The 19,955-nt window shown below is 72.6% G+C and carries 20 protein-coding genes and 1 pseudogene; 12 read left to right on the top strand and 9 right to left on the bottom strand.

The annotated features are described in order from the left end of the window. Nucleotides 1-79: 79 nt before the first annotated feature. Entirely contained in the window at nucleotides 80-325 is a 246-nt protein-coding gene (locus ACWEEU_RS27470; protein WP_385749961.1) for a WhiB family transcriptional regulator, read from the top strand. 44 nt (nucleotides 326-369) lie between these two features. On the opposite strand, the gene ACWEEU_RS27465 is transcribed toward ACWEEU_RS27470, so the two are convergent. The 3 genes from ACWEEU_RS27465 to ACWEEU_RS27455 all read right to left on the bottom strand — a co-directional run bounded on the left by ACWEEU_RS27465 (nucleotide 370) and on the right by ACWEEU_RS27455 (nucleotide 3,950). Continuing rightward, nucleotides 370-1,344: an acyl-ACP desaturase gene (locus ACWEEU_RS27465; RefSeq protein ID WP_385749963.1), complete on the bottom strand. Its 975-nt coding sequence runs from the start codon at nucleotides 1,342-1,344 to the stop codon at nucleotides 370-372. 244 nt (nucleotides 1,345-1,588) lie between these two features. Beyond that, the gene (locus ACWEEU_RS27460; RefSeq protein ID WP_451735729.1) at nucleotides 1,589-3,229 is read right to left on the bottom strand and encodes an ABC-F family ATP-binding cassette domain-containing protein; all 1,641 of its coding nucleotides are present in this window, start codon (nucleotides 3,227-3,229) and stop codon (nucleotides 1,589-1,591) included. 304 nt (nucleotides 3,230-3,533) lie between these two features. Continuing rightward, complete coding sequence (locus ACWEEU_RS27455; RefSeq protein ID WP_385749968.1) at nucleotides 3,534-3,950, bottom strand: spore wall synthesis regulator SsgD; 417 nt, start codon at nucleotides 3,948-3,950, stop codon at nucleotides 3,534-3,536. 217 nt (nucleotides 3,951-4,167) lie between these two features. Here ACWEEU_RS27455 and ACWEEU_RS27450 point away from each other — a divergent pair, with 217 nt between their 5' ends. Continuing rightward, nucleotides 4,168-4,500, top strand: a complete 333-nt coding sequence (locus ACWEEU_RS27450) for a plasmid stabilization protein (protein ID WP_385749971.1) — start codon at nucleotides 4,168-4,170, stop codon at nucleotides 4,498-4,500. A 21-nt stretch (nucleotides 4,501-4,521) separates the two neighbouring features. Here ACWEEU_RS27450 and ACWEEU_RS27445 read toward each other — a convergent pair whose 3' ends face one another. After that, nucleotides 4,522-4,818 (bottom strand): YciI family protein, encoded by a 297-nt coding sequence (locus tag ACWEEU_RS27445; RefSeq protein WP_451735726.1) that lies wholly within the window; start codon nucleotides 4,816-4,818, stop codon nucleotides 4,522-4,524. A gap of 42 nt (nucleotides 4,819-4,860) precedes the next feature. Here ACWEEU_RS27445 and ACWEEU_RS27440 point away from each other — a divergent pair, with 42 nt between their 5' ends. Next, nucleotides 4,861-5,562 (top strand): endonuclease V, encoded by a 702-nt coding sequence (locus ACWEEU_RS27440; protein WP_451735723.1) that lies wholly within the window; start codon nucleotides 4,861-4,863, stop codon nucleotides 5,560-5,562. Nucleotides 5,563-5,587: 25 nt separating this feature from the next. Here ACWEEU_RS27440 and ACWEEU_RS27435 read toward each other — a convergent pair whose 3' ends face one another. Further along, nucleotides 5,588-6,541, bottom strand: a complete 954-nt coding sequence (locus tag ACWEEU_RS27435; RefSeq protein WP_451735721.1) for a serine/threonine dehydratase — start codon at nucleotides 6,539-6,541, stop codon at nucleotides 5,588-5,590. 80 nt (nucleotides 6,542-6,621) lie between these two features. Between ACWEEU_RS27435 and ACWEEU_RS27430 the strand changes: the two genes are divergently transcribed. Further along, the gene (locus ACWEEU_RS27430) at nucleotides 6,622-7,557 is read left to right on the top strand and encodes a LysR family transcriptional regulator (protein WP_451735718.1); all 936 of its coding nucleotides are present in this window, start codon (nucleotides 6,622-6,624) and stop codon (nucleotides 7,555-7,557) included. Here the strand turns inward: ACWEEU_RS27430 and ACWEEU_RS27425 are convergent, their stop codons facing one another. Then, entirely contained in the window at nucleotides 7,558-8,736 is a 1,179-nt protein-coding gene (locus ACWEEU_RS27425) for a saccharopine dehydrogenase family protein (RefSeq protein WP_451735716.1), read from the bottom strand. A gap of 259 nt (nucleotides 8,737-8,995) precedes the next feature. Here ACWEEU_RS27425 and ACWEEU_RS27420 point away from each other — a divergent pair, with 259 nt between their 5' ends. From ACWEEU_RS27420 to ACWEEU_RS27410, 3 genes are all read left to right on the top strand, one after another. Further along, a complete protein-coding gene (locus ACWEEU_RS27420; RefSeq protein WP_451735713.1) occupies nucleotides 8,996-10,177 on the top strand; it encodes a CaiB/BaiF CoA transferase family protein in 1,182 nt (393 codons plus the stop codon). Between the two features lie 62 nt (nucleotides 10,178-10,239). Beyond that, the gene (locus ACWEEU_RS27415; RefSeq protein WP_385746767.1) at nucleotides 10,240-11,454 is read left to right on the top strand and encodes an acetyl-CoA C-acetyltransferase; all 1,215 of its coding nucleotides are present in this window, start codon (nucleotides 10,240-10,242) and stop codon (nucleotides 11,452-11,454) included. Between the two features lie 59 nt (nucleotides 11,455-11,513). After that, a complete protein-coding gene (locus ACWEEU_RS27410; protein WP_451735710.1) occupies nucleotides 11,514-13,688 on the top strand; it encodes a 3-hydroxyacyl-CoA dehydrogenase NAD-binding domain-containing protein in 2,175 nt (724 codons plus the stop codon). Nucleotides 13,689-13,849: 161 nt separating this feature from the next. Here the strand turns inward: ACWEEU_RS27410 and ACWEEU_RS27405 are convergent, their stop codons facing one another. Then, on the bottom strand, nucleotides 13,850-14,938 hold the full coding sequence (locus ACWEEU_RS27405) for an FAD-dependent oxidoreductase (protein WP_451735707.1): 1,089 nt from the start codon (nucleotides 14,936-14,938) through the stop codon (nucleotides 13,850-13,852). 156 nt (nucleotides 14,939-15,094) lie between these two features. Between ACWEEU_RS27405 and ACWEEU_RS27400 the strand changes: the two genes are divergently transcribed. Beyond that, entirely contained in the window at nucleotides 15,095-16,009 is a 915-nt protein-coding gene (locus ACWEEU_RS27400; RefSeq protein WP_451735705.1) for a LysR family transcriptional regulator, read from the top strand. A 59-nt stretch (nucleotides 16,010-16,068) separates the two neighbouring features. Here the strand turns inward: ACWEEU_RS27400 and ACWEEU_RS27395 are convergent, their stop codons facing one another. Further along, nucleotides 16,069-17,007 carry a GlxA family transcriptional regulator gene (locus tag ACWEEU_RS27395; RefSeq protein ID WP_451735702.1) on the bottom strand — a complete coding sequence of 313 codons (939 nt, stop codon included), beginning with the start codon at nucleotides 17,005-17,007 and terminating at the stop codon, nucleotides 16,069-16,071. Between the two features lie 197 nt (nucleotides 17,008-17,204). Between ACWEEU_RS27395 and ACWEEU_RS27390 the strand changes: the two genes are divergently transcribed. From ACWEEU_RS27390 to ACWEEU_RS27375, 4 genes are all read left to right on the top strand, one after another. Next, the gene (locus tag ACWEEU_RS27390; protein ID WP_385746777.1) at nucleotides 17,205-17,894 is read left to right on the top strand and encodes a DJ-1/PfpI family protein; all 690 of its coding nucleotides are present in this window, start codon (nucleotides 17,205-17,207) and stop codon (nucleotides 17,892-17,894) included. Nucleotides 17,895-17,958: 64 nt separating this feature from the next. Next, nucleotides 17,959-18,276, top strand: coding sequence for a hypothetical protein (locus tag ACWEEU_RS27385; protein ID WP_451735699.1), 318 nt, complete (start codon nucleotides 17,959-17,961; stop codon nucleotides 18,274-18,276). Beyond that, nucleotides 18,273-18,749, top strand: coding sequence for a hypothetical protein (locus ACWEEU_RS27380; protein ID WP_451735696.1), 477 nt, complete (start codon nucleotides 18,273-18,275; stop codon nucleotides 18,747-18,749). The genes ACWEEU_RS27385 and ACWEEU_RS27380 overlap by 4 nt, the downstream gene beginning before the upstream one ends. Further along, the gene (locus ACWEEU_RS27375; RefSeq protein WP_451735694.1) at nucleotides 18,746-19,048 is read left to right on the top strand and encodes a DUF3817 domain-containing protein; all 303 of its coding nucleotides are present in this window, start codon (nucleotides 18,746-18,748) and stop codon (nucleotides 19,046-19,048) included. Before ACWEEU_RS27380 ends, ACWEEU_RS27375 begins: the two co-directional genes overlap by 4 nt. A gap of 24 nt (nucleotides 19,049-19,072) precedes the next feature. Here the strand turns inward: ACWEEU_RS27375 and ACWEEU_RS27370 are convergent. Continuing rightward, a pseudogene (locus tag ACWEEU_RS27370) lies at nucleotides 19,073-19,937 on the bottom strand (GNAT family N-acetyltransferase). Between the last annotated feature and the right edge of the window lie 18 nt (nucleotides 19,938-19,955).

The following is a 19,955-nucleotide window of genomic DNA, read 5'->3' as shown; positions in this document are numbered from 1 at the left end:
GGGGCGGGCGCCGGTCTCGCAGGGCGTTGTTGAACCGGCGTTGACAGAACGTTTTTCGCGGCCCGGCACGATCCGTTCCATGCACACCGAGACGATGACCCCGGCCGGCACCGACTGGCAAAACCAGGCCCTGTGCGCGCAGACCGGGGCCGAGTTCTTCTTCCCCGAGCCCGGCAGCTCCGTCCGCGAGGCGAAGCGGATCTGCGGCATGTGCGCGATCCGCTCCGCGTGCCTGGAGTACGCGCTCACCCACGACGAACGCTTCGGGGTGTGGGGCGGGCTGTCCGAGAAGGAACGCATGGCACTGCGGCGCACCTCCCGCTGAACCGGGGGAGGTGCGCCGCGGACAGGCCGAGGGCTCCGTGCGGGTCAGCCCGCGGCGCGCGTCGCCATCCGCGCCTTGCGGGCCGCGAGACGCTCGTCGAACGTCGTGGCCTGCGCGTCCAGACCGCCCATGTACAGGCCGAGTTCCTCCTGCGCCGCGGCTCCCTCGGGGCCGAGGCCGTCGATCTCCATGACCTTCAGGAAGCGCAGCACCGGCTGCAGCACGTCGTCGTGGTGGATGCGCAGGTTGTAGACCTCGCCGATGGCCATCTGCGCGGCGGCCCGCTCGAAGCCGGGGATGCCGTGACCGGGCATCCGGAAGTTGACGACCACGTCGCGCACGGCCTGCATGGTGAGGTCGGGGGCCAGCTCGAAGGCGGCCTTCAGCAGGTTCCGGTAGAAGACCATGTGCAGGTTCTCGTCGGTGGCGATGCGCGCCAGCATCCGGTCGCAGACCGGGTCGCCCGACTGGTGACCGGTGTTGCGGTGCGAGATCCGGGTCGCCAGCTCCTGGAAGGCGACGTACGCGATCGAGTGCAGCATCGAGTGCCGGTTGTCCGACTCGAAGCCCTCGCTCATGTGCGACATGCGGAACCGCTCCAGCTCGTCCGGGTCGACCGCGCGCGAGGCGAGCAGATAGTCGCGCATGACGATGCCGTGCCGGCCCTCCTCGGCCGTCCAGCGGTGCACCCAGGTGCCCCAGGCGCCGTCCCGCCCGAAGAGCGAGGCGATCTCGTGGTGGTAGCTCGGGAGGTTGTCCTCGGTGAGCAGGTTCACCACCAGCGCGGTACGGCCGATGTCGGTGACCTTGGACTGCTGCTTGGCCCACGGCTCGCCGTCCTCGAACAGGCCGGGGAAGTTGCGGCCGTCGCTCCAGGGCACGTACTCGTGCGGCATCCAGTCCTTGGCGACCTTCAGATGCCGGTTCAGCTCCGTCTCCACCACCTCCTCCAGCGCGAACAGCAGCCGGGCGTCGGTCCACACGGACGGGCTGCCGAGGTGAGGGGAGGTGATCGTCACGGGAACTCCAGGAAATGCCGAGCGGGGAGCACAAATGAAGTGAAAGGGGGCGGGCAGGCCGATGACGACCCCACGCCGCGAACCTACGTGATCGTAGGCTACGAATCCGTAGGTTACGAACCCGTAGGTTAAGGGCGGCGTAAGGACGGCTCCGCAGCAGGTGGGAGGGCGTTTCGCCGGTGCGGCGGCAGGGGCGCCGAACGGCCCCGGAATCGTCGGTTCCGGGGCCGTTCGGGTGAGTTCGTCACTCGGTCGGGGCTGCCTCGATCTCCTCCCGGCTCGTCTCGCGCAGCACCCCGTCCGCCATCAGCAGCCAGCGGGTGATCCCCACCGAGTCGAGGAACGGCAGATCGTGGCTCGCGACCAGCAGCGCGCCCTCGTACGACTCCAGGGCGGAAGTGAGCCGGCGCACGCTCGCCATGTCCAGGTTGTTCGTCGGCTCGTCCAGGAGCAGCAGCTGGGGCGCGGGCTCGGCGAGCATCAGCGCGGCCAGCGCCGCCCGGAAGCGCTCGCCGCCGGAAAGGGTGCCCGCGAGCTGGTCGGCCCGCGCGCCCCGGAACAGGAAGCGGGCGAGCCGGGCCCGGACCCGGTTCGTGGTGGCGTCCGGCGCGAAACGGGCGACGTTCTGCGCGACCGTCGCCGTGTCGTCCAGCACGTCGAGGCGCTGCGGCAGGAACCGGAGCGGGACGTGCGCCCGCGCCTCGCCCGCCACCGGCGCCAGCTCGCCGGCGACGGTCCGCAGCAGGGTCGTCTTGCCCGAGCCGTTGCGCCCGACCAGCGCGATCCGCTCCGGGCCGCGCAGATCGAGGATGCCCTCGACCCGCGCCCCGAAGGCCGTCTCCAGTTTCTCCAGGGTGAGCACCTGGCGGCCGGGCGGCACGGCGGTGTACGGCAGGTCGACGCGGATCTCGTCGTCGTCCCGTACGGCGTCCACCGCCTCGTCCAGCCGGTCGCGCGCCTCGGCGAGCCGCTCCTCGTGCAGGATGCGGTGCTTGCCCGCCGACTCCTGGGCGGCGCGCTTGCGGGCGCCCATCACGATCTTCGGCTCGCGCTTGGAGTCGTTCATCTTCTGCCCGTACCGCTTGCGGCGGGCCAACTTGGTCTGGGCGTCCGACAGTTCGCGCTTCTGCCTGCGCACGTCGGCCTCGGCCGCACGCACGGTGCGTTCGGCGGCCTCCTGCTCCACGGCCAACGCCTCCTCGTACGCGGTGTAGTTGCCGCCGTACCAGGTGACCGTGCCCGAGCGCAGGTCCGCGATCCGGTCGACCAGATCGAGGAGTTCGCGGTCGTGGCTGACCACGACGAGGACGCCTGACCAGGCGGCCACGGCCGCGTAGAGGCGTCTGCGGGCGTACAGATCGAGGTTGTTGGTGGGCTCGTCCAGGAGCAGCACGTCGGGGCGGCGCAGCAGGAGCGCGGCCAGCCGCAGCAACACCGCCTCACCGCCCGAGAGCTCACCCACCGTGCGGTCCAGACCGAGATGGCCGAGGCCGAGTTCGCCGAGGGTGGCCAGGGCGCGTTCCTCGACGTCCCAGTCGTCGCCGAGGGTGTCGAAGTGCTCCTCGGCGGCGTCGCCCGCCTCGATGGCGTGCAGGGCCGCCCGCCGGGCGGCGATGCCGAGGGCCTCGTCCACGCGCAGACCGGTGTCGAGCGCGACGTGCTGCGGGAGAAGCCCGATCTCGCCCGCCGCCTTCACGGAGCCGCCGGCAGGGGTGAGTTCCCCGGCGATCAGCTTCAACAGGGTTGATTTTCCTGACCCGTTGGCACCGACGAGGCCGGTGCGGCCGGGGCCGAAGGCGATGTCGAGGCCGTCCAGGACGGTCGTGCCGTCGGGCCAGACGAAGGAGAGGGAGGTACAGGTGAGTGACACGGGTGCGGATGACATGGAGCCTCGCGGAATGCTGGTGCGGTCGGGGGCGCGTGTCGAGACACCGCGAGGCGGAAACCGGGAACCAGCGGAGGCGGGAGAAAGGGCCTGTGCCTGGAGGGCGGCTCGGACGCCGAGGTCGTACGCCACGGACACCCCAAGGGGTGTGCACGCGGTGTCTCAGGACCTCAGACGAGCAACGTCCTACTCCGATCGACGACAACAGAACCGCTGTACACCGTAGGAGCGTCCGGGAGGGCTGTCAAAGGAATTACCCGGCGCCGCCGCCCGGCGCCCGTGTGAACGGCGGCCGTGCCCGTGCTCAGCAGGCGTCCCGCATCAGCTCGGCCAGACCGTCGTCCAGGTCCAGCTGGAGGTGCTCCAGGCCGACCGGCACCAGCTCGGCGGTGGCCGCGAGGAAGCGCCGTACGTCACCGGAGCGCAGATGCACGACCGCCATGCCCTCGGGGGCGTGGAACTCCAGCACGGTCCGGTCGTAGCCGTAGGGGCGGACCCGTACGTCCCCCTGGCCCTCGGGACCGGTCAGCCCGGCGGACAGCAGCTCGCGGGAGAAGGTCCAGCAGATCTCCACGCCCGCGAGGGTGGCCGGGGCCGGGAAGGTCATGCGGACGGCGAAGGGGTCCTGCCGGTCGTAGTGCAGCGTGACGGGAATGGTCGGCATGCGCGGGGCGGCCGCGACCAGCCGGGCCTCCACTACCTGCTCGATGGTGGACAACACCTTGCTCCCTCGTGACGGCCGGACGTCCTCGGGGCGTTCGGCGACCTGACACCGGGAGAGACGACGGAAGCGGCCGTTCCGTGCACATGGAGGGAACGTGACGTCCGTCACCGTCGGAGTGTGGCCGGTGAGCAAGCGCGAACGGGGTACCCGAGCGGTGTCCCCCCCAAGGGACGGGGACGTGTGGACGACGACGGACACGACGACGGGAGTGACCATGCCTGCCGGTTCCAGCCCCAAGCGCGAGCGTCAGTACGAGCACATCAAGGAGAGCGAGCTGGAGCGGGGTGCGAGCACCGACCGGGCCGAGGAGATCGCCGCGCGCACGGTCAACAAGGAGCGCGCCCGCACCGGCGAGTCGAAGAGCGCGAGCCGCACCTCGACGCAGGACATGTCCTCCGGCGAGCGCGGCGGCAAGCGGTCGGGCCACGGCTCCGGCGGCCCGACCTACGACCAGCTCTACAACGAGGCCAGGCAGCGCAACATCCCCGGCCGCTCCGACATGAACAAGGAGCAGTTGCGGCGGGCCCTGGACAAGAAGAAGAGCTGAGACGGGAGGAAGAGCCGAGGCTCAGCCCCGCGTCTCCCGGTATCGCTCGAGACCGGGCGCCGTCTTCGTCGCGACGAACTCGGTGACGCGGTACTCGCACACCCCGGCGGTCACGAACGGATCCCCCGCCGCGATCTCCTCGACGGCCGCCCGGTCCGTACCGGCGGCCAGGATGATCCCGCCGTCCCGGGGATTCTTCCGCCCCGAGGCCAGGAAGATCCCCTTGGCGTACTGCTCGTCCAGCCAGGCCACATGCGCGGCGTGGGCGGCGTCGACGGCGTCGAGCGGGGCGGTGTAGGTCAATTCGAGCACGAACATGATCGCGAGCGTACCGTCCGCCGTCGTACAGTCGGCGGCACCATGACGAAGACCGCACCGGTGCCCGAGGACTGGCCCGCCACGGAGGCGCGGGCCCGCGCCGTCCAGGACGCCCTGCGCGGCCGGGTGATCCTCGACGAGCCCGGCCCGCCGCCGGGCACCGGCCACGTCACGGGCCTGGACGTGGCCTACGACGACGAACGCGACCTGGTGGCGGCGGCGGCCGTCGTCCTGGACGCGGCCACGCTGGAGACGGTCGCGGAGTCGACGGCGGTCGGCCGCGTCTCCTTCCCCTACGTCCCCGGCCTGCTCGCCTTCCGCGAGATCCCGGCCCTCCTGGCCGCCCTGTCGGCGCTTCCCTGCCCGCCCGGTCTCCTGGTCTGCGACGGCTACGGCCTCGCCCACCCCCGCCGTTTCGGGCTCGCCTGCCACCTGGGTGTCCTGACCAACCTCCCCGCGATAGGCGTCGCCAAGAACCCCTTCACCTTCACCCATCCGGCCCCCGACGCCCCGCGCGGCAGCACCGCCCCGCTCCTGGACGGCCCGGAGGAGGTGGGCCGGGCCCTGCGCACCCGGGACGCCGTGAAACCGGTCTACGTCTCCGTGGGTCACCGCACCACCCTCGCCACCGCCCTCGCGCACACCCTGGCGCTCACCCCCGAGTACCGCCTCCCGGAGACGACCCGCAGAGCGGACGCGCTGTGCCGGAGGGCGTTGCGGGAGGCGGTGGGCGAGGCGGTGTGAGGCGGGGGCCTCACATGGCGGGACCTCACACGCCCGGGGTCCAGTCGGCGTTCGCGCCGCACACCACCAGGCAGGGCCGCTCTCCGGGAACCCGGCCGGCGAGCCAGGCCGCGAACGGGATCGCCGCCGCCGGTTCGGCCGCGATGCGGTACTCCTCCCACAGCAGATCGCGGGCCGCGAGGATCTCGTCGTCGCCGACCAGCACGGACGCCACGTCGTGGGCGGCCAGGACGGCGTAGGGGAGGACGCCCGCCCGGCTCGCGCCGGTCGCGGAGGCGGCGACCGAGTCCACCGCGGAATCCGTCGGACCGCCCGCCGCGAGCGCGTCGTGCAGACAGCGGCAGTGCTCCGGCTCGACGGCGACGACACGACGACCTCCGGGGGCGGTACCGGGTGTGCCGCAGGCGGCACCGCCGAGGGCGAGGGCCGTCCCGGCCGCCAGCCCTCCGCCGCCGGCCGCCACCACGACGGTGTCGACGTCCGGGGCGTCGGCCAGGATCTCGGCCGCCACCGTCCCCTGTCCGGCGACGACGGCCGGATCGTCGTAGGGATGCACGAACCGGTGCCCCGGCCGTGCCGCGGCCTCCGCCGCCGCCGAGGCGGCCTCGGCGAAGGTGGCGCCGTGCCGGACCAGGCGTACGCCGCAGGCCTCGATACGGCGGGCCTTCGCCTCCGGAACCGTGCGGGGCACATGGACCGTCGCGGACATTCCGAGCAGGGAGGCCGCCGTCGCGACCGCGAGACCGTGATTGCCGCCCGACGCGGTCACCACGTGGTCGTCCGAGGGGCCGGAGAGCATCGCGTTGAGCGCGCCGCGCAGCTTGAACGAGCCGCTGCGCTGGAGGTACTCCAGCTTCAGCAGGACGCGGCGGCCGCCGGTCTCCACGTCGAGCAGGGGAGTGCGGCGGACGTGGGGGCGGATGCGGTCGGCGGCGGCGCGTACGTCGGAGGCGGAGGGCGTGAGGGTCGGACTCGTCATACGGCCATCCTTCGCGCGCCGCTCCCGTAAGCACAAGCGGCGATCAGTGAGCCCCCGTTAGCGGTGCTTACGATGACTCCATGGTGCGAGAACTGGACGCGAACCGGCTGCGGGTTTTGGTCGAGGTGGCACACGCCGGGTCCATCGCGCGGGCGGCGCGCGCGCTCGCCTTCACGCCGTCGGCGCTCTCCCAGCAGATCGCCAAGCTGGAGGCGGAACTGGGCGCCCGGCTGCTGGAGCGCCGCCCGGGCGGTGTCGTTCCCACGCCGGTCGGCGCGGTCCTGGTCGAGCACGGGGAGCGGGTGATCGGCGAGCTGCGCCAGGCGCGCGCCGCCGTCGACACCGCGCTCGGCGTCCAGCCGAGGCACCTCGCGCTCGGCTCCTTCGCCACCGCCGCCCAGACACTGCTCCCGACGGCACTCGCGGAACTCAAGAGCCGTCACCCGGAAGCCGAGTTGTCGCTCGTGGACATCGAACCACCCGACGGATACGGCCTGGTGACCTCGGGCGACCTCGACGTACTGATCACCCACCGCTATCCCGGCCTGTCGCAGGTGGCTCATCCGGGCCTGGAGCGGCGGCTGTTGCTCGCGGACCCGCTGCGGCTCGTGCTTCCCCCGAGCCACCGACTCGCCCGGGGCACACGGTGCGAGGGGATCGCCCTCGACCGGCTCGCGGACGAGACGTGGATCTCCGGCGCCCCGGGCATCCCCAACCGGGTCTGCCTGCAACACCTCGCCCGCCAGGCGGAGTTCGAGCCCCGTGTGGCCTACGAGTCCGCCGACTACCACGTCATCCTGGCGCTGGTGGGCGCCGGTCTTGGCATCGCGCTCGTCCCCGGCAGCGTGCTCTCCGGCGCGGACCGGAGCCGGGTCGCGGTGTGCGCCCTGCGCGGGCCCGCACCCGCCCGCGAGATCGGCGTCGTCCACCGCCGCCGCCCGGCCGAACTGGTCCGGGAACTCACGGACTTCCTGCGCACGGCCGCCGAGGCCGTGCGCGGGAGCGAGCGGCCATAGCTACCGCTCCGCCACCACCCGGAACCCGATGCCCGCCGCCCGCAGCCGCTCGGTCAAGGCGTCGCCCATCGCCGTCACCGTCGTGAGCTGGCCGGAGGCCGGGGGGTTGGCGTCGAAGGCCAGGGAGAGGGCCGCCTCCGCGAACATCTTGGCCGTTTCGTCGTAGCCGGGGTCGCCGCCGGTGACCTCGGTGTAGACGCGGCGGCCGCCGCCCTCGCCGATGAAGCGGACGCGGAACCAACTGCGGGCACGGCGCTCGGGGCTGGGTCCGTCGCCGGGGCGGAGGCGGGCGGAGAGCCAGTGGCGGACGGGCGGGAGCTGGGCGGCGGCCGCGAGGGCGCCGACGGCGGCGATGCCGCCCGCCGCGACGGGGAGGTGGCGTACAGCCGCGTAGTGGCGGTAGCGGAAGTCGGGGCCGTAGCGGTCGAGGGAGCGGGCGGAGCGGCGGACGATCTGGGGGTCGATGGTGGGCAGGGGGAGCGCCCAGGCGCCGATCTCCCCGGCGTAGCGCGGGGCGCCGACCGGGGCCGTCGCCCGGCGTCCGAGCAGGCGGGGCTCGTGCCGGGCGCGGTCGCGGGCGGCGGCCAGCATCCGGCCGCCGCGCGCGAACTGGCCCAGCGCGGAGGCCAGGGTGCCGCCGGAGAAGGCCGCGTCCACCGTCACGAACCCGTCCACGGTGAGCGGCACCCCCTCGGGCAGCTGCCGGACCGTGAAGTACGCGCCCAGGTCGTGCGGCACCGAGTCGAAACCGCACGCGTGCACCAGGCGGGCGCCGGTCTCCCGCGCGCGGGCGTCGTGCCGTACGTACACCAGGTCCACGAACTCCGGCTCGCCGGTCAGGTCGAGGTAGTCGGTGCCCGTGTCCGCGCAGGCGGCGACCAGGTCCTCGCCGTAGCTGACGTACGGGCCGACGGTCGTCGCCACCACGCGCGCCTGCTCGGCGAGGGAGCGGAGGGTGGCCGGTTCGCTCACGTCCGCCCTCAGCACCCCGACGCCCTCGCCGCCCGGCAGCTCCGCGCGCAGGCGCTCGAGGCGGGCCTCGTCGCGGCCCGCGATCGCCCAGCGCAGCCCGGCGGGGGCATGCGCGGCGAGATGGCGCGCGGTCAGGGTGCCGACGAAGCCGGTGGCTCCGAAGAGCACGATGTCGTAGGGACGGTCCGTAGTTTTCACCCTGCTCATGACACCCCTGCTCATGACTTCCCTTGGTGGTACAGCCCGCGCCGCGCGGGTCGGCCGAGGCTAGCGTGAGTGGTGCGGACCACGACCGGCGGGCCTGAGGCAGCGGCGCGGGTGCCCGGGAATACCCGGAAGAAGCGGGCGAAGCCCGCCGGGCACTCGGCTAAGCGCTCGCTCGTTCAGGTCTTGTGCCCGGTGGAACGTCTTCCTAGCATCACCGGTGTTACATCGGTTGTGTCACACACGCTTGGGGGCTGACGGCATGACGACGGCAACGACGCCGGGGCAGGGCCCGCTCACCGGCGTGCGCGTGGTGGAACTGGCCGGCATCGGCCCCGGCCCGTTCGCCGCGATGCTGCTGGCCGACCTCGGCGCGGACGTGGTCCGGGTGGACCGGCCGGGCGGTGCCGGTCTCGGCGTCGACCCGGCGTACGACGTGACGAACCGCAACAAGCGCTCCGTCGTCCTCGACCTCAAGGCCCCCGGGGGCCCCGCGCGCGTGCTCGACCTCGCGGAGCGCGCCGACGTCCTGATCGAGGGCTACCGCCCGGGAGTGGCCGAGCGCCTCGGCGTCGGCCCCGCCGACTGCCGTGCCCGCAACCCCCGTCTGGTCTACGGCCGCATGACCGGCTGGGGACAGGACGGCCCGCTCGCCCAGCGCGCGGGCCACGACGCGGCGTACATCGCCCTCACCGGCACCCTCGGCATGATCGGCCGCCCCGGCGAGCCCCCGGCCCTGCCCGCCAACCTCCTCGGGGACTACGCGGGCGGCGCGCTCTACCTCGTCGTCGGCGTCCTCGCCGCCCTCCACCACGCGCGCGAGAGCGGCACGGGACAGGTCGTGGACGCCGCGATCGTGGACGGCACCGCCCATCTCTCCGCCATGATCCACGGCATGATCGCGGCGGGTGCCTGGCAGGACCGCCGCGCCGCCAACCTGCTGGACGGCGGCTGCCCCTACTACGGCACGTACGAGACCGCCGACGGCCGCCACATGGCGGTGGGCGCGCTGGAAGCCCGGTTCTACGGAGAGTTCCTGCGTCTGCTCGGCCTGGACGGGCTCGACGGCGCCCACCACGACCTCACCCGCTGGCCGGAGCTGCGCGAGCGGATCGCGGCGCGCTTCAAGTCCCGTACGCGCGAGGAGTGGACGGAGGTCTTCGCGGACTCGGACGCCTGCGTGGCCCCCGTGCTCTCGCTGACCGAGGCCCCGCACCACCCCCATCTCGCCGCGCGCGGCACCTTCACCGACCACGCGGGGCTCACCCAGCCCGCCCCCGCCCCCCGGTTCTCCGCCACCCCCACCACCGTCCGCACCGGCCCCGCCCTGCCGGGCACCGGCACACCGGAGGTCGCCCGGGAGTGGGGGATCCCCGCCCTGGACGACCGTCACGACGAGCAGCACGACGACCGCCACGACAACCGTCTCGCAGGCGCCGACTGACAGCGGCGACCCACGCGACACCCCCGCCCGGCCACCGGCCCACCCTCCCGAAAGGCACCCCAGTGAGCAGCGAAGCGTACGTGTACGACGCGATCCGCACCCCGCGCGGCCGCGGCAAGGCGAACGGCGCCCTGCACGGCACCAAGCCCATCGACCTCGTCACCGGCCTCATCCGTGAACTGCGCGACCGGCACCCCGACCTGGACCCGGCCGCCATCGACGACATCGTGCTCGGCGTCGTCGGCCCCGTCGGCGACCAGGGCTCGGACATCGCCCGTATCGCCGCCGTCGCCGCGGGGCTGCCGGACACCGTGGCGGGCGTGCAGGAGAACCGCTTCTGTGCCTCGGGTCTCGAGGCCGTCAACATGGCCGCCGCCAAGATCCGCTCCGGCTGGGAGGACCTGGTGCTCGCGGGCGGCGTCGAGTCGATGTCCCGGGTGCCGATGGCCTCGGACGGCGGCGCCTGGTTCAACGACCCGATGACCAACCTGGCCACCAACTTCGTGCCGCAGGGCATCGGCGCCGACCTCATCGCCACCATCGAGGGCTTCTCCCGCCGCGACGTGGACGAGTACGCGGCCCTGTCCCAGGAGCGCGCCGCCACCGCGATCAAGGAGGGCCGCTTCGACCGCTCCCTCGTCCCGGTCAGGGACCGCGCGGGCCTGACCGTCCTCGACCACGACGAGCACCCGCGCCCCGGCACCACCGCCGACTCCCTCGCGAAGCTCAAGCCGTCCTTCGCGGACATCGGCGAACTCGGCGGCTTCGACGCGGTGGCGCTCCAGAAGTACCACTGGGTCGAGAAGATCGACCACGTCCACCACGCGGGCAACTCCTCCGGCATCGTGGACGGCGCCTCCCTGGTCGCCATCGGCTCGCGCGAGGTGGGGGAGCGGTACGGCCTCACGCCGCGCGCCCGGATCGTCTCCGCCGCCGTCTCCGGCTCCGAGCCCACCATCATGCTCACTGGGCCCGCCCCCGCCACCCGCAAGGCGCTCGCCAAGGCCGGGCTCACCATCGACGACATCGACCTGGTCGAGATCAACGAGGCGTTCGCCGCCGTCGTGCTCCGCTTCGTCAAGGACATGGGCCTGTCCCTGGACAAGGTCAACGTCAACGGCGGCGCCATCGCGCTCGGCCACCCCCTCGGCGCCACCGGCGCGATGATCCTCGGCACCCTCGTCGACGAACTGGAGCGCCAGGACAAGCGCTACGGCCTGGCCACCCTGTGCGTGGGCGGCGGCATGGGCATCGCCACGATCGTCGAGCGCATCTGAACTCCCGGCGGAATCGGCGCGAACAGCGCCCTCAACAGACTTCTACGGAGACGACTGTCATGACCGAGAGCACCACCATCCGCTGGGAACAGGACGACACCGGTGTCGTCACCCTCGTCCTCGACGACCCCGGCCAGTCCGCGAACACCATGAACCAGGCGTTCCGCGACTCCCTCGCCGTGATCACCGACCGCCTGGAGGCCGAGAAGGACTCGATCCGGGGCGTCATCTTCACCTCGGCGAAGAAGACCTTCTTCGCGGGCGGCGACCTGCGCGACCTGATCCGGGTCACCCCCGAGACCGTCCAGGACCTCTACGACGGCGGCCTCGCCATCAAGCGGAACCTGCGCCGCATCGAGACCCTGGGCGTCCCGGTCGTCGCCGCGATCAACGGCGCGGCCCTCGGCGGCGGTTTCGAGATCGCCCTCGCCTGCCACCACCGGATCGCCCTCGACGCCCCCGGCTCCCGCATCGGCTGCCCCGAGGTCACCCTCGGCCTGCTGCCCGGCGGCGGTGGCGTGGTGCGTACGGTACGACTGCTCGGCATCACCGACGCGCTGCTGAAGGTCCTGCTCCAGGGCACCCAGTACAACCCGCGCCGCGCCCTCGACAACGGCCTCGTGCACGAGGTGGCCGAGACGCCAGAGGAGCTGATCGCCCAGGCCCGCGCCTTCATCGACGCCAACCCGGAGTCCCGGCAGCCCTGGGACCAGCCCGGTTACCGCATCCCCGGCGGCACCCCGGCCAACCCCAAGTTCGCCGCCAACCTGCCCGCCTTCCCGGCCTCCCTGCGCAAGCAGACCAACGGCGCCCCCTACCCGGCCCCGCGCAGCATCCTCGCGGCCGCCGTCGAGGGCGCCCAGGTCGACTTCGAGACCGCGCAGGTGATCGAGGCGCGCTACTTCGCGGAGCTGGCCGCCGGGCAGACCTCGAAGAACATGATCCAGGCGTTCTTCTTCGACCTCCAGGCCGTCAACTCCGGCGCCAACCGCCCGAAGGGCATCGAGCCCCGCACGGTGCGCAAGGTCGCCGTCCTCGGCGCGGGCATGATGGGCGCGGGCATCGCCTACTCGTGCGCCCGGGCCGGGATCGAGGTCGTCCTCAAGGACGTCGCCCTGGAGGCGGCCGTCAAGGGCAAGGGCTACTCCGAGAAGCTGTGCGCCAAGGCCGTCGCCAAGGGCCGTACCAGCCAGGAGAAGGCCGACGCCCTGCTGGCGCGCATCACCCCGACCGCCGACGTGGCCGACCTCGCGGGCTGCGACGCGGTGATCGAGGCGGTCTTCGAGGACACCGCCCTCAAGCACAAGGTGTTCCAGGAGATCCAGTCCGTCGTCGAGCCCGACGCGCTGCTGTGCTCCAACACCTCCACGCTCCCCATCACCGCGCTTGCCGAGGGCGTCGAGCGGCAGGGCGACTTCATCGGGCTGCACTTCTTCTCGCCGGTCGACAAGATGCCGCTGGTCGAGATCATCAAGGGCGAGCGCACCGGTGACGAGGCGCTGGCCCGCGCCTTCGACCTGGTCCGCCAGATCAACAAGACCCCGATCGTCGTCAACGACTCCCGCGGTTTCTTCACCTCCCGGGTGATCGGCCACTTCATCAACGAGGGCGTCGCCATGGTCGGCGAGGGCGTCGAACCGGCCTCGGTGGAGCAGGCCGCGGCCCAGGCGGGCTACCCCGCCAAGGTCCTCTCCCTCATGGACGAGCTGACCCTGACCCTCCCGCGCAAGATCCGCGCCGAGACCCGGCGCGCCGTCGAGGAGGCGGGCGGCACCTGGACCCCGCACCCCGCCGACGAGGTCGTGGACCGCCTGGTCGACGAGTTCCACCGACCCGGCCGCAGCGGCGGCGCCGGCTTCTACGACTACGAGGACGGCAAGCGCGCGGGACTGTGGCCCGGACTGCGCGAGCACTTCACCAAGGCGGGGTACGAGATCCCGTTCCGCGACATGCAGGAGCGGATGCTCTTCTCGGAGGCCCTCGACACCGTCCGCCTCCTGGAGGAGGGCGTCCTCACCTCCGTCGCCGACGCCAACATCGGTTCCATCCTCGGCATCGGCTTCCCCGGCTGGACCGGCGGCGTCCTGCAGTACATCAACGGCTACGAGGGCGGCCTCCCCGGCTTCGTGGCCCGGGCACGGGAACTGGCCGACCGCTACGGCGCCCGCTTCGACCCGCCCGCGCTGCTGGTGGAGAAGGCGGAGCGGGGGGAGACCTTCACGGACGGCCGCTGACGACACGTACGCGGGGTGCGCTCCGGGGGCCCGGCCCTCGCTCTCCGGGACGCGCCCCGCGTCGTCCGCCCGACTCAGGCCAGGGCATGGGACGAGGTGGCATGGGTCGAGGTGGCCGGCAGGACCGGCCGCGGACCTTTTCACTCAGGTCGGCAAGGGACTCACCGCGTGAGCATCCAGTGGCTGAAGGACACGTAGTTCAGGGCGAACTCCTCCGGGGTCGCGGAGTCCTCCACCCTCTTGGACAACTCGTCGACCTTGGCGTAGTGCGGCACCCGGTCCCGCTGATAGGCGGCGAGCGCGGAGGGCACCTCCTCCGCCGAGGCGAGCAGCCGGGCGAGCAGCAGCGCGTCTTCCACGCCCAGAGACGCGCCGGCGGTGATGTGCGGAGACATCGCGTGCGCGGCGTCGCCGACGAGGGCCACGCGGTTCGACACCCAGCGTGACAGCGGCGGAACGAGCATGATCTGGTTGTACAAGATCCTGTCGTCGGGGGTCGACTCGATGAGCGCGGGCAGCGCCGGGTTCCAGCCGGTCGTGTCGAGGAACGCGGCTCGCTCAAGTGCCTGCTCCCTGCGCGTACCCGCGAGCGCCGGCGAGCCGAACTGGTTGATCAGCCAGTACGCCGTGCCGTCGACGGTGGGTACGAACCCGCCGCGAGTACGCTGCCCGCCCAGCACGATCACGCTCTCGTCGACGGTGACGCCCTCGGGTGGTGCGACGACCGAGCGCCAGGCGTGGTGTCCCTCGTGCGCGATCGCGTCGCTGCCCGGCACGAGGTGCGACCGGACGACCGAGTAGGCGCCGTCGGCTCCCACCAGGAGGTCGGCGTCGGCCGTGTGTCCGTCCTCGAAGCGCACCGTCACTCCCGCGTCACTCTCGGCATAGCCGACGAGGCGCGATCCCGGACGAATGACGTCCCCGCCCACCGCCTTCGCGAGCAGCGCGCTCAGTTCGGGGCGCTGAACCAGCAGGTACCGGTGATCGTCCTTGGAGAAGCCGGGCGGATCGATGAACTTTCCGGTCGGGTCCCGGAAGTTCATCTCGGCCGGCTTGGCGATGGCCCGGATCCGGTCACCGATGCCGAGCTCGTCGAAGACAGCCATGGCGTTGGCCCATAGCCCGAGCCCCGCACCCGCCGCGCGGATCTCGGGAGCCTGCTCGTACACCACCGCGTCGATGCCTGCCTTGTGCAGAGCGATCGCCGTGGTGAGTCCGACGATTCCGCCTCCAGCCACTACTGCGCGCACGGGCCGTCCTCCTGATGATGGCGTCGGGTTCTCTCGCGCCCCCTACGGCCGGCGGGAATGGCCGGCGGGGCGTTCGACAACGACGCTAGGAGGCGCGATGGATATCAACAAGTGCATGATTGATCAGCCATAATTGCCGCGAGTGATAATCGGAGAGTGGACAACGTCGATCTGAACCTGATCCGGGCCTTCGACGCCCTGCTCGCCGAGGGCAGCGTCACCGGTGCGGCCGAACGGCTGCACACCTCCGCGCCGGCGATGAGCAGAACGCTCGGACGGCTGCGACGTGTCTTCGGGGACCCGCTCTTCGTCCGCGCCGGACGGCACCTCGTCCCCACCGCGCGGGCTCTGGAACTGAGCAGCGAGGTCCGGACGATCGCCGCACGTGCCAGGTCTCTCTTCGAGCCTCCCGGGCACGCCGATCCCGCAACGGCGGTCCGGGCCTTCGATCTCCAGATCAGCGACGCGCTGTCGATGACCTTCACCCCCGCGCTGCTCGAAGATCTGCGGCACTCGGCGCCGGGCCTCACCGTCCGGCTGCACCCGGAGAGCATCGAGGCGGTGCCCGCTCTTCGGGAGGGACTGGTCGACCTCGAAATCGGCGACGTCAGCCGTCACGAGCGCGAGGTCCGGGCCGAGGCACTGGCGACCGACGTCTTCGTCGCCGCGGTGCGTCGCGGCCATCCCCTGAGCACGTCACCGCACGTGACGCCGGAGCAGTTCGCGGCGGCCGACCACGTCGCCATCTCGCGGACCGGCCGGGCGTACGGCCCCATCGACGCGCACCTCGCCGAGCTCGGTCTCCGCAGGCGCGTGGTCGCGGTCGTGCCCACCTTCGCCGAGTCGCTCCATCTGGCGCGGAGAGCCGGACTGGTGTGCATGACCCCGGCCGTGCTCGGCCGTCAGGCCGTCGAAGCACTGGAGTTGACCACCTTTCCCATCCCGTTGACCCTTCCTCCCGCCGACATCGGCATGGCCTGGCACCCACGCAGCGAGAACGACCGGATGCACCGCTGGCTGCGCACCCGGATACACGCCGTGATGGAGCGCGAGCTGGCGTCGTCGGCTTGAGGGCGCGGATCGGCAACCCGCCACCCCGGGCTCGCTGTGGGGCGACGAAGTCCGCCGGCTCAGGCGAACGTGCGCCGGTACGTCTGCGGGCTGACGCCAGTGGTGCGTTTGAAGCGGTCGCGGAAGCTGGTGGGGGAGGCGAAGCCGACCTGGTGGCCGATGCGTTCGACGGAGTGCTGCGTGGTCTCCAGGAGATGCTGGGCCTGGCGGATGCGGGCCCGGTGGAGCCACTGGAGCGGGGTAGTGCCGGTCTGGTCGCGGAAACGGCGGATCAGGGTCCGGGTGCTGGTACCGGCCCGCTCGGCGATGTCCGCGAGGGTGAGGTCGCGCGCCAGGTTCTCCCGCAGCCAGGAGAGCAGCGCCTCCAGCTCGGAGCCCTGCGGTGTGGGTGCGTGGTCGTGGACGATGAACTGGGCCTGCCCGCCCTCCCGTTCGAGCGGCATCACCGACAGGCGGGCCGAGTCGGCCGCGACGGCCGAGCCGTAGTCGCGACGGATCATGTGCAGGCACAGGTCCAGGCCCGCGGCCGCGCCGGCCGAGGTGAGGAACTGGCCGTTGTCGACGTAGAGGACGTCGGGGTCGACGTCGAGGGCGGGGTAGGTCGCGGCCAGCAGCCCGGCCGCGCGCCAGTGGGTCGTCACGCGGAGCCCGTCGAGGAGCCCGGTCGCGGCCAGCGGGAAGGTGCCCACGCAGATGGAGGCGATCCGCGTGCCGTCGGCGGCGGCCGACCGCAGCGCGTCCCGTACGGCCGGAGCGAGGGGAGCGCTGGGTTCGCCGACGCCCGGCACGATGATCGTGTCCGCGCCCCGCAGACCCTCGAGACCCCAGGGCGCGCGCAGGGCGAAGGCTCCGGCGTCGACCTCGTCGCGCTCGGCGCACACCCGTACCTGGTAACCGGGACGCCCGTCGGGCAGGCGGGTCCGGGAGAAGACCTCGACCGGGGTGGACAGGTCGAACGGGATCACCTGATCGAGTGCGAGAACGGCGACGGTGTGCATGGCCGGAACCTACCTCCCCACCGGCTTGACGATCCCGGCCCCATGAGCCGGGCAGCTCCACACAACCGGAGCTCCGGGCCTTCCAGAAGCTCTTGGCACTATCCCGTTGAAACCTGTCACTAGTGCCACTGGGCGAGCACGCTGACAGCCGGTTGACTTCGAGGCGCCCGGTGGAAAGCGACCTCGGAGGAACCTCCATGCACGTCCAGGTTGTCCTGTTCGACGGCTTCGACCCGCTCGACGTCGTCGCCCCCTACGAGGTGCTGTACGCGGGCGGCTCGGCCTCGGACGGCGCGGTGAGCGTGGAGCTGGTCTCCGCGGAGGGACCTCGTGAGGTGACCAGCGGTACGGGAGGACTGGTACTGCGCGCCACCGGCACCCTCGACCTCGGGCGAGCGGACCTGATCCTGGTGCCCGGCGCCTCCGGCCGCGTGGGCGCCCCCGGCGAGGTCCCGGAGGACGAGGCGGGCGCCGGTGAACGCGGCCAGGACGAGTCGATCCCCGTCCTGCTCGGCCGCACACTCACCACCACGCTCCCCGCGCTCCTCAAGCAGGCCATGGAGGACCCGGACGTCACGGTCGCCACCGTCTGCGGCGGCTCCCTCGTCCTGGCCATGGCGGGCCTGCTGGAGGGGCGTCACGCGACCACCCACCACCTGGGCCTCGACCTGCTGGACGCCACCGGCGCCCACGCGGTCCGCGCCCGCGTCGTGGACGACGGCGACCTGATCAGCGGCGCCGGTGTCACCTCCGGGCTCGACCTGGGGCTGTATCTGCTGGAGCGCGAGGTGGGCCCCCGGGTCGCGCACGCCGTCGAGGAACTCTTCGCCCACGAGCGGCGCGGCACCGTCTGGCGGGCCCACGGCCCGGCGCCCACCGCCTTCTGAACCCCCGGGCCCCGCGCGGGCCGCTCGCGCACCCTCCCACTCGTACCTCAGAAAGAACACCGGCATGTCCGTCCAAGGCACCTGGCACCTGACCGTCTCCACCCCCGTCGGCAAGATCAAGCCCCTGGTCGAACTCCGTGAGAGAGACGGCACCCTGACGGGCGTCGCCCGCGGAACCGGCGAGGAGGTACCACTCGACGACATCACCCTCGACGGCGACCGGCTCACCTGGAGGCAGGCCGTCACCAAACCCCTGCGGCTGAACCTCGTGTTCGACGTGAGGGTCGACGGCGACACCCTCCAGGGCGTCTCCCGGGCCGGCCGCCTTCCCTCCTCGAAGGTCACCGGCGAGCGTCGAGCCGGACGGGAGCACCAGGCGTGACCAAGCTCCTGCTGTCCCTGCACGTCCTGGCCGCGCTGGTGGCGATCGGCCCCGTCACCGTCGCCGCGAGCATGTTCCCCGCGACGCTGCGCCGTGTGCTCGGCGCCGGCGCCGGCGCCGGCGCCGACGCCCGGACGACCCTGCGGACGCTGCACCGCATCTGCCGCGTCTACGCGGGGATCGGCATCGCCGTTCCCCTCTTCGGCTTCGCCACCGCCGGAAGCCTCGGTGTCCTCGGCGACGCCTGGCTGGTCACCTCGATCCTGCTGACCGCCGCGGCCGCCGGAATCCTGGCCCTCCTGATCCTCCCCGCCCAGGACCGCGCCCTGACCGTGACGACGGAGCCCTCCGTCGCGTCCCCGACCTCCTTGAACCCGGCTCGCCTCGCCATGCTCACCGGCATCTTCAACCTGCTGTGGGCCGCGGTCACCGTCCTGATGATCATCCGCCCCGGCTCCACCACGGGGGCGTGACCGTGCACCTGCGGCCGCCACGAGCCCTGCGCATCGCGTCTCACACCGAGTTGCTCTCGCTGATCGCGATGCTCGCCAACCTCCTCACCGCCCACCTCAGGGCCCTCTCTTCCCTGCTGGGCCCCACCCACGGTTGCGCCTACCTGTTCGTCGTACTCGCCACCTGGCGCTTCGACCAGGCCCCGGTCACCGCCAAGATCCTTACCGTGGTTCCCGGTGTCGGCGGACTTCTCGCCCTGCGGCGGCTCGACCGCGCCGAGACGGCCCGTGGCCCAGTGGAAGGAGCCACCTCCTCCTGAACCCCGCTGGTGGAAAACCGAGGCTCAGGCGTCCCGGCGGAGGTCCCGCACCTCACCCCGCCCCCGGAACCCCGCCGACCGGTACGTCGCCACGGCCGCCGCGTTCGCACCCGGCGTGCAGACGCGCGCTCGACGCCCCCAGCTCCCGCAGCGCGGCCACCGCGGCGAGGGCGACGGCACGGCCGTGGCCGCGACCGCGGTGCCGGCGGTGTACCCCCAGCGGCTCCAGCAGCCCGGGCCTGCCCGGACCGGCCGACCACACCGTCACCGTCGCCACCGCGTCGTCCTGGTCGTCGTACGCGACGAGACACCGGGCGTCGGCGTACGCCGGTCCGGCGGCCATCGCGTGCCAGTGCCCGGCGGTGAAGGCCGATCCTTCGAACGCGGCGCGCTGTACGGCGGCGCGGACCTCCGCACGCGACGGGCCGACCGTCTCGATCCGTACGCCGGGATCGTCCACCGGCTCCCCGAGGCCGCGGTGCAGCGGTGTCCACGGCTCGTCGGGCCGCCAGCCGTCCTCGCGGAGCAGGTCGCGGATCAGCGCGCCCGGGGACGCCTCGACGTACGCCCGCCCCGTCGGCAGCCCCGCGCGATCCGGCGCGGCGAGGTCGGCCACCAGCTTCCGCGCCAGCTCCTCGTCCCGCCAGGCGTCGGGCGCGATCGCCAGCCGCAGCAGCCCGGGGCCGTCCAGCAGTCCGACGGCGACGATCCGGCCGTCACGGCTCCAGGTCCGTACCGCCGCGGCCGTCGCCTGCGCGCCCAACCTCCGGAACCAGCCCAGGTCCCCGGGGTGCAACTGCGTCGGCGTCCCGTCGGACTGCCACCCCCGCAGCGCACCCTCGTCGTCGGACACCTCGTCGATCCCCGGCTTGCGCAGCACGATGGCCATGCCGTCGATGACACACCA

This window comes from Streptomyces sp. NPDC005004 (assembly GCF_053600675.1).
Note: the sequence above shows the minus strand (reverse complement) of the source record. Positions and strands in the feature narration are given on the sequence as shown.

Excerpts from the sequence above, each read along its gene's own strand:
- ACWEEU_RS27470 (WP_385749961.1), top strand. The coding sequence starts at position 80 with ATGCACACCGAGACGATGACCCCGGCCGGCACCGACTGGCAAAACCAG.
- ACWEEU_RS27460 (WP_451735729.1), bottom strand. The coding sequence starts at position 3,229 with ATGTCATCCGCACCCGTGTCACTCACCTGTACCTCCCTCTCCTTCGTC.
- ACWEEU_RS27450 (WP_385749971.1), top strand. The coding sequence starts at position 4,168 with ATGCCTGCCGGTTCCAGCCCCAAGCGCGAGCGTCAGTACGAGCACATC.
- ACWEEU_RS27445 (WP_451735726.1), bottom strand. The coding sequence starts at position 4,818 with ATGTTCGTGCTCGAATTGACCTACACCGCCCCGCTCGACGCCGTCGAC.
- ACWEEU_RS27440 (WP_451735723.1), top strand. The coding sequence starts at position 4,861 with ATGACGAAGACCGCACCGGTGCCCGAGGACTGGCCCGCCACGGAGGCG.
- ACWEEU_RS27435 (WP_451735721.1), bottom strand. The coding sequence starts at position 6,541 with ATGACGAGTCCGACCCTCACGCCCTCCGCCTCCGACGTACGCGCCGCC.
- ACWEEU_RS27430 (WP_451735718.1), top strand. The coding sequence starts at position 6,622 with ATGGTGCGAGAACTGGACGCGAACCGGCTGCGGGTTTTGGTCGAGGTG.
- ACWEEU_RS27425 (WP_451735716.1), bottom strand. The coding sequence starts at position 8,736 with ATGAGCAGGGTGAAAACTACGGACCGTCCCTACGACATCGTGCTCTTC.
- ACWEEU_RS27420 (WP_451735713.1), top strand. The coding sequence starts at position 8,996 with ATGACGACGGCAACGACGCCGGGGCAGGGCCCGCTCACCGGCGTGCGC.
- ACWEEU_RS27410 (WP_451735710.1), top strand. The coding sequence starts at position 11,514 with ATGACCGAGAGCACCACCATCCGCTGGGAACAGGACGACACCGGTGTC.
- ACWEEU_RS27395 (WP_451735702.1), bottom strand. The coding sequence starts at position 17,007 with ATGCACACCGTCGCCGTTCTCGCACTCGATCAGGTGATCCCGTTCGAC.
- ACWEEU_RS27390 (WP_385746777.1), top strand. The coding sequence starts at position 17,205 with ATGCACGTCCAGGTTGTCCTGTTCGACGGCTTCGACCCGCTCGACGTC.
- ACWEEU_RS27385 (WP_451735699.1), top strand. The coding sequence starts at position 17,959 with ATGTCCGTCCAAGGCACCTGGCACCTGACCGTCTCCACCCCCGTCGGC.